This is a genomic window from Rhodococcus sp. 7Tela_A2 (assembly GCF_049311045.1).
Classification (GTDB): Bacteria; Actinomycetota; Actinomycetes; order Mycobacteriales; family Mycobacteriaceae; genus Rhodococcus.
Genome location: NZ_JAXION010000046.1, coordinates 22,666 through 30,535, shown reverse-complemented (window position 1 = coordinate 30,535; position 7,870 = coordinate 22,666). Strand labels below are relative to the sequence as shown.

The 7,870-nt window shown below is 66.5% G+C and carries 5 protein-coding genes and 1 pseudogene; 5 read left to right on the top strand and 1 reads right to left on the bottom strand.

Features of this window, described 5'->3' with window-relative positions; translation table 11 throughout:
* The 3 genes and pseudogenes from TVH25_RS10910 to TVH25_RS10900 all read left to right on the top strand — a co-directional run.
* Positions 1 to 467 (top strand): annotated as a pseudogene (locus TVH25_RS10910) (2,4-dienoyl-CoA reductase); the annotation flags it as partial.
* A gap of 32 nt (positions 468 to 499) precedes the next feature.
* Entirely contained in the window at positions 500 to 1,312 is an 813-nt protein-coding gene (locus TVH25_RS10905; protein ID WP_169619548.1) for a mycofactocin-coupled SDR family oxidoreductase, read from the top strand.
* Between the two features lie 3 nt (positions 1,313 to 1,315).
* Positions 1,316 to 3,277 (top strand): mycofactocin system FadH/OYE family oxidoreductase 2, encoded by a 1,962-nt coding sequence (locus TVH25_RS10900; protein ID WP_422424131.1) that lies wholly within the window; start codon positions 1,316 to 1,318, stop codon positions 3,275 to 3,277.
* 23 nt (positions 3,278 to 3,300) lie between these two features.
* Here the strand turns inward: TVH25_RS10900 and TVH25_RS10895 are convergent, their stop codons facing one another.
* A complete protein-coding gene (locus TVH25_RS10895) occupies positions 3,301 to 4,284 on the bottom strand; it encodes a GNAT family N-acetyltransferase (RefSeq protein ID WP_422424129.1) in 984 nt (327 codons plus the stop codon).
* Between the two features lie 177 nt (positions 4,285 to 4,461).
* Here TVH25_RS10895 and TVH25_RS10890 point away from each other — a divergent pair, with 177 nt between their 5' ends.
* Both TVH25_RS10890 and TVH25_RS10885 read left to right on the top strand, forming a co-directional pair.
* Positions 4,462 to 5,751 (top strand): ATP-grasp domain-containing protein, encoded by a 1,290-nt coding sequence (locus tag TVH25_RS10890; RefSeq protein WP_169651230.1) that lies wholly within the window; start codon positions 4,462 to 4,464, stop codon positions 5,749 to 5,751.
* Positions 5,752 to 5,798: 47 nt separating this feature from the next.
* Entirely contained in the window at positions 5,799 to 7,844 is a 2,046-nt protein-coding gene (locus tag TVH25_RS10885; protein WP_169651229.1) for a CocE/NonD family hydrolase, read from the top strand.
* Positions 7,845 to 7,870 lie beyond the last annotated feature (26 nt).

Genomic DNA, 7,870 nt, shown 5'->3' with positions numbered 1-7,870 from the left:
GGGGTGGCCGCTACGTCACGGCCGCGTATGCCCTCGACCACCCGGACACGGTCCCCGATCATGTCGTCGTCTGGGATCCCGCAGGCGGCCGGCTCGGTGTCGCTGTCGCGGAGCACCTCGTCGCGCCGGGGCGCGCGGTCCACTACGCCACGCCGGACCCCATACCGGGATCGAGGCTGGCGCCCACCGGCGATCTGGTCGCGGCGAACGTCCGGTTGCAGCGTGCGGGCGTGCGGCGGCACCTCGGCGTCGGGGTGCGCGCGGTCGACTCGTCGGGGGTGCGTCTCGTCCATCGAGTAACCGAATCGGAGGTCACCGTGCGTGCGGCCGCACTCGTGGACTGCTCAGTGGGACTACCGGATGACAGATCGCGCCGTCCGGGGCTGGATGAGATCGGTGACTGCATCGCTCCTCGGACGGTGCGGGACGCGATCCGGGAGGGGCACCGTCTCGCCTCGGAACTGTAACCTGTTGCATAGACCGATCTGGAAGGATCTCCATGGGCGAGTTCGACGGCAAGGTTGTCTTCATCACCGGTATCGCGCGAGGCCAAGGGCGTAACCACGCCCTGAGGTTCGCCCGGGAAGGAGCGTCGATCATCGGCATCGACGTCGCGAAGCCGGTATCGGAGTACATCACCTACGAGCAGGCGACCGAAGACGACTTCCGTGAGACCGTCCGACTCGTCGAGGAGGCCGGGGGCAAGATCGTCGCTCGCATCGCCGACGTCCGCGACAGTGCCGCTCTGCGCGCTGCGGTCGACGAGGGTGTCGCGCAGTTCGGACGGCTCGATGTCGTTGTCGCGAACGCCGGCATCTGCAGTTGGAACCGATTCTGGGAAATGCCCGACGAGCAGTTCGAAGAACTCGTCGACATCAACCTCACGGGCGTGTTCAAGACGTTGAAGGCGGCGGCGCCCGCCATGATCGAAGCCGGGAACGGCGGTTCGATCATCGTCGTCAGTTCCGTCGCCGGACTGAAGGCGATGCCCGGACAGGCACATTACGGCGCTGCCAAGTTCGGTCTCGTCGGCATCACCCAGGCTGCTGCGAAAGAACTGGGTGAGTTCAACATCCGCGTCAATTCGATCCACCCGTACGGCGTGAAGACCCCGATGGGCACCGATCAGGGGTCGCTGAAGATGTTCGAGCGCTTCCCGGGCTGGCTCCCCAACTTCGCACCCATCCTCACCGAGAAGCCGATCGCCGATCCCGACGACACGTCCGACGCGGTGCTGTTCCTCGCGAGCGATCGTGCGAAGACGATCACGGGCAGCCAGATGGCGCTCGACCAGGGCAACTCCAAGGTCTAGCCGGTGTCGCGCAACACGGCCGGTCCCGATCCCGGGAACAGCCTCAGGATCGGTCCGGCCACGTTGCGCAACCGGATCATTTTCCCGGCCCACCTGACGAACTTCGCGGTCGACGGGGAGATCACCGACCAGCACATCGCGTATTACACGGCGCGAGCACGCGGCGGGGCAGCGATGATCGTCACCGAGGAACACACGGTGCATCGCTCGGATCGGCCGTACGAGAAGCTGATACGGGGCTGGGATCCCGCCGTGCTACCCGGGTACCGCCGCCTCACCGACGCGGTGCACGCGCACGGCACACGAATCCTGGCTCAGCTCAACCACAACGGTGCACAAGGAAGCTCGATGTACACGGGCCGGCCGTTGTGGGCACCGGGACCGGAACCCGACGCGTTGTTCCGGGAAGTGCCGGCGGCGATCGGTGGCGACGAGATCGCCGAACTGACCGCCGGCTACGCGGCGGTCGCGCGGCGGTGTGCCGACGGCGGATTCGACGGTGTCGAGATCCAGTGCTCGCAGGCGTCGATCCTGCGCGCCTTCCTCGCACCGGGGACCAACCGCCGCACCGACCGCTACGGTGGCGATCCGACCGGTCGTGCCCGGTTGCTCCTCGAGGTCGTGGCCGCGGTCAGGTCCGTGCTGGGGCACGAGTACATCGTGGGGGTGCGTCTGAGCGGCCACGACGGCACCGCCGGCGGGATCGGCATCGACGATGCGGTGCAGGTCGCGCGCATGCTGGATGCGACGGATGCCGTCGACTACCTCAGCACGTCGGTCGGTGTGGCCACCGAAACGCTCCATCTCGTCGAAGCGCCGATGTCCACGCCGCACGGATACTCCTTGTTCGTGCCCGCTGCGTTCCGCGCGGTTGTGTCGCTACCCGTTGTGGGCGTCGGACGGTTCACGACACCCGGCCAGGTCCGCTCCGCGCTGGCAGAGGGGGTCTGCGACCTCGTCGGTGCGGTGCGGGCACAGATCGCCGACCCCGACTTCGCGGGGAAGACTCTCGGTGGACGCGACGCGGAGGTGCGGCCGTGTATCGGTTGCAACCAGGAATGCATCGGGCGGGTCGGTCTGGGCCGGTGGATCGGGTGCACGGTGAACCCGCGCGCGGGCCGCGAATCCACGCCCCTGCCTGCGCCGCGGATGCCGGGCCGCCGGGTGCTCGTGGTCGGTGGTGGACCGGCCGGACTACAGGCTGCCGCTACGTCCGCTCGTCGCGGGCACTCCGTGATCCTGTGTGAGCGAGAGCCGTGGACGGGTGGGCAGATTCGCGCCGCGGCGACCGCACCGCACCGCGGCGAACTGGCAGGGATGGTGACGAGCCTCGAGGCGGAATGCGCTCGGGCCGGCGTCGAGATCAGGACCGGATTCGAGGTCGACGCCGACTTCGTCCGCGCCTACCGGCCCGACGCCGTGATCGTGGCGACAGGTGCCCGGCCTCAGCGGCCCGTCTGGGCCGGAGACTCCGCGAAGGTCGTGGACGTCCGCGACGTGCTCGAGGGTCGCGCCGATCCGGAGGGGAGGGTGCTCGTGGTCGACGATCTGGGTTTTCATCAGGCGACGTCGGTGGCCGAACTTCTCGCCGGACGTGGCTGCACCGTGACGGTGTGCACCGGCGGCATGATCGTCGGACAGGATCTCGGCCTCACCCTCGATATGGACGGATGGACGCGTCGCGCCCATGCTGCGGGGATCACGCAGATCACCGACGTGATGGTTACGGGAGTCGTGGACGCCGACGACGCGACGGTCGTGTCGCTCGTCGATCACCGGACCGGCACGGCTCGGCCCTTCGTGGCCGACGCCGTGGTGGTCGTCGCCCATCAGGAATCCGTGGACGAACTCTGGAAACAACTGTGCGACAGCAGCATTCCTGTGTACCGCGTCGGCGACGCGGTGACCCCGCGCCGCGCGCACAACGCGATCCTCGAGGGGGATGCCGCAGCGATCGCGGTGTGACACCGCGTTCGAGTGTGCGGTGCCTACGAACCGAGTTCGCGCCGCATCGCAACGCGTGGACGGTAGTCGAGTCCCAGCTCCGTTTCGTGTGCGCGAATCCGGCGCAGCCCCGGGGTGAGTTCTCCGTCGCCGAGAATGCGGAAGCCGAGACGTTCGTAATAGGGCGCGTTCCAGGGAACGTCGCGGTAGGTCGTGAGCGTCATGGCGTTGTACCCGTGATCGCGAGCCCACCCGGCGGCGTGGGCGAGCAGGTCGCGACCGACGCCGCGCCGAGCGTGACCGGGATGCACCGAGACCTGCTCGATGTGGAGCGCGTCGTCGACCGGTTCGGCGATCAGGTACGCCACCGGCGCACCGCCTTCGTCGAACGCCACCCAGTTCCGGCCCGCGGCGAGATAACGGTGCAATTCCGCGACCGTCGGCGGGGCGTCGTCCGCGACGAAGGTCATGCCCAGTTCAGCGAACTGTTCGCCCGCCGCCCGTTCGATGTCCTGGAGCAACGGTAGTTCTGCCTCCGCCGCGAGCCGGATGCGAGGCAATCCCTTGGCGAAGTACAGCGAAGACTCCGAGTCGGCCCAGACGCCGAACCGCTCGTGCATCGGGGCGTACCCGGCTGCGGTGTACATCGCGATGGCTTCCGGTTGCGCAGTGCCGGTTTCGAGCACCATCCGGCGACGTCCCGCGTCCGCTGCGGTTCGCTCCAGCGCGTCGAGCAGGCGCCGCGCGATGCCGCGTCGCCGCGAATCCTCACGCACGTACATCCTCTTGATCTCCGCGTCGCCGTCGCGCAGACCGGGATGCCCCGCGTCGTACGCGCGCCAGCCTCCGATGCCCAGCGGCGCAGTTCCGGAATGTGCGAGCAGGAACAGCCCGCGTGGGGGTGCGAACTGTTCCGGATGAAGTTCGGTGTGGTCGGGCCCGCCGTAGCGACGCACGTACTCGAGCTGAACCTCGTCGATGAGGGCCTGCACGTCCGGGTCGTCCAAGGGACGAGGTTCGATCTGCACCAGACGAGAGTACGTGCCGGCCGTGGCGCGACCGGCGCCGATCCTCCCGCCTGTCCCTCGTGCCCACGATCCTCCGACGGGACTCGCCCGGCGGTCAACCGGACAAACACACTCGGCGGTGTTGCTGGGCATTTGCGGGAGATGTTTATCGAATCGTTGCATGGGCACCCACTGGTGATGCACAAGAACATATTCATCCCGGCCCTGACCGATCAGCAGCGTGACAAGCTCGACACTCTTTCGAACGCCGACGAACTCCGGTTCCACGGCCTTCTGGATTACGAGTCACTGGTCGAGCCCGAGACCTATGTGTTCCGAGACCTGCTCGACCGGGCACGCCGCGAACTCGACGAGTTCGACGGCAGCGTGGACGGGATCGTCGCGCACTGGGATTTCCCGACGAGCGTGCTCGCTCCGATTCTCGCCGCCGAACGGGGCCTGCCCGCGCCGACACTCCGCAGTATTCTCCAGTGCGAGCACAAGGCGTGGAGCCGAATCGAGCAGCGGAAGAGCATTCCCGAATGTGTCCCGGGCTTCGCGGTTTTCGATCCTTTCGACGACAACGCGCTCGATTCGATCGACCTTTCCTTCCCGTTCTGGGTCAAGCCGATCAAGTCCCACTCGTCGCAACTCGGATTCGAGATCAACAGCGCCGAGGAGTTCGCCGCTGCACTCGAGCAGATCCGTGCCGAGATCGGCCGGGTCGGGGACGCGTTCGACGAAGTGCTGTCCCTGGTGGAACTGCCGCCCGAACTCGAAGGAGTCGGCGGCAACATGTGCCTCGCCGAAGACATCATCACGGGTATCCAGGTCGCGCCCGAAGGCACGATGTTCAACGGCGAGTACCGCATTCACGGCTTCTTCGACATGCGTAAGGATGCGGCAGGGCACAGCTTCGACAGGCTCGACTACCCGGCACAGTCGGTCCCCGAGGATGTGCAGCAAAGCATGATCGATCTGACGGAGCGGTACCTGCGTCACGTCGGTTTCGACAACGGTTGCTTCAACACGGAGTTCATGTGGGACGAGAAGACGGGAAAGCTGTCGCTCATCGAGGTCAACACCCGCATCTCGCAGTCGCACAGTGACCTTTTCGTCAAGGTCGACGGAACGTCGAACCACGAGGTGGCGATCGATATCGCGCTCGGCGTGGAACCGCGCATCGAACCGCGCAAGGGCAAGTTCCGCCACGCGGCTCAGTGCCACGTCGGTTACTACTCCGACGGTATCGTGCGCAGCGTCCCCAGCGCCGACGATCTCGCCCGAGTCTGCGAGGAGATCCCGGATACGGTGGTGGACATCAAGGTTCGGGTAGGCGACCGGCTGTCCGAACTGCCCAACCAGGACGGCTACCGGACGGTCCTCGCGACCCTGTACATCGGTGCCGACGACGTGGGCGGGCTCGAGAAGTACTTCGATCGTGCGACCGAGTTGCTGCCGTTCGGGATCGACGAAATCTCCGACTAGGCCCTTCCTGCCTGCGACTTGTTCAACCGATCGACAGGAAGGTACTCGTGCAGACAGTGACATCCTTTCCCCACAGTGTTCGCGTCATCGAGAACACCTTCATCACGATGCCCGACGGCTGTCGGCTGTCGGCTCGCATCTGGCTTCCGGACGGAGCCGAGAGCAACCCGGTTCCCGCTGTGCTGGAATATATTCCGTATCGGCACCGGGATACCACCCGAGCGCGAGACGAGCTCAACCACCCGTACATCGCCGGCCACGGATACGCCTGTATCCGGGTGGACCTGCGCGGCAGCGGCAACTCCGACGGGGTACTCGAGGACGAGTACCTCCCTACCGAGCAGGACGATGCGTGCGCCGTGATCGAGTGGGCCGCGCAGCAACCCTGGTGCGACGGCAACGTCGGCATGATGGGTATCTCGTGGGGAGGCTTCAACAGCCTCCATGTTGCCGCGAAGCGGCCACCGGCACTCAAAGCGATCATCAGCGCGTCCGCCACCGACGATCTGTACGTCGACAACATGCACTACATGGGTGGATGCCTGCTGTCGGACAACCTGTCCGAAGCCACCGTGATGTTCGCCTTCAACAGCATGGCGCCGGACCCGGCGATCGTCGGCGACCGGTGGCGCGAGATGTGGCACGAACGATTGCAGGGCAGCGGACTGTGGGTCGAGAAGTGGCTCGAGCATCAACATCGGGACGACTACTGGAAGCGTGCCTCCGTCAACGAGAACTACGCGGACGTGCAATGTCCCGTGTTCGCGGTGGGCGGCTGGGCCGACGGTTACACCAACGCGATCTTCCGGCTGATGGAGAACCTCGACGTCCCTCGTAAGGGACTCATCGGACCGTGGGGTCACAAGTACCCGCACCAGGGAGTGCCCGGTCCGGAGATCGGGTTCCTGCAGGAGGTCGTCCGGTGGTGGGACTACTGGCTCAAGGGGATCGACAACGGCATCATGGACGAACCCATGCTCCGCATGTGGAAGCAGGGCAGCGTCCCGCCGCACCCGCGCTACCCCGAGCGGCCGGGTACATGGATCTCCGAGCCGTCGTGGCCCGCGCCGGGCATCGAGAGCCGCGAGTACTCGCTCACGCGCTTCGGACTGGACCAGGACGCCGATCCGGACGCCGTGGAGCGCCGGGACCTGGCGGTGTGTTCACCGCTGAGCCTGGGGATGGCGGGTGGCAAGTGGGCCTCGTACGCGGCCACTCCCGACCTGCCCTCCGATCAGCGGGAAGAGGACGGCGGCGCACTCGTTTTCGAAACCGAAGCCCTCGACGAACCGCTCGACGTGGTCGGCCTGCCGAAGCTCGATCTCGAGATCAGTGCCGACAAGCCGGTGGCGATGGTCGCGGCCAGGCTCAGCGATGTCGCTCCGGACGGCCAGGCGACGCGAGTGACCTACGGTCTGCTGAACCTCACGCATCGTGACGGCAGCGCGGACCCGCAGCCGCTCGAGCCGGGTCGCAAGTATCGGGTGCGCGTCAAGCTCAACGGGATGGCGCAGGAGTTCCCGGCAGGCCATCGCATCCGCTTGTCGTTGTCCACCTCGTACTTTCCGCTGGTGTGGCCGGCGCCCGAACTCGCGACCCTCACGGTGACCACCGGCGAAAGCCGTCTGAGCCTGCCCGTGCGTCCGCGACGCGACGCCGAGGACTCGGCGCTGCCCGCGTTCGGTGAGCCCGAAGGTGCGGAATCCTCCGCCGTCACACGGGTCGAGCCGGGCGAACACCACTGGCGGACCTCGCGCGATCTCGAAACCGGCGTGACCACACTCGAGATCAAGGACGACCAGGGAGAACTCTTCGTCGAAGACACCGGTACCACGATGCGGAGCGCAACGACCGAGTGGTTCAGCTTCCAGGGGAACGACGTGGAGTCGGCGCGCGGCGAGACCCAGACCGTGCGCTATCTCGGTCGAGGGGACTGGCAGACGGAGGTGCGGACCCGGACGGTGCTGACATCGACACCGGACGAGTTCGTGATCACAGCACAGTTGGATGCGTACGAGTCCGACGAGATCCACGGCAAGCGGCGCGTCTACTCCGAGAACTGGAATCGGGAAATACCTCGCTTGCTGGTGTGACACCACGCGCTCGCGGTGCGGGCTGT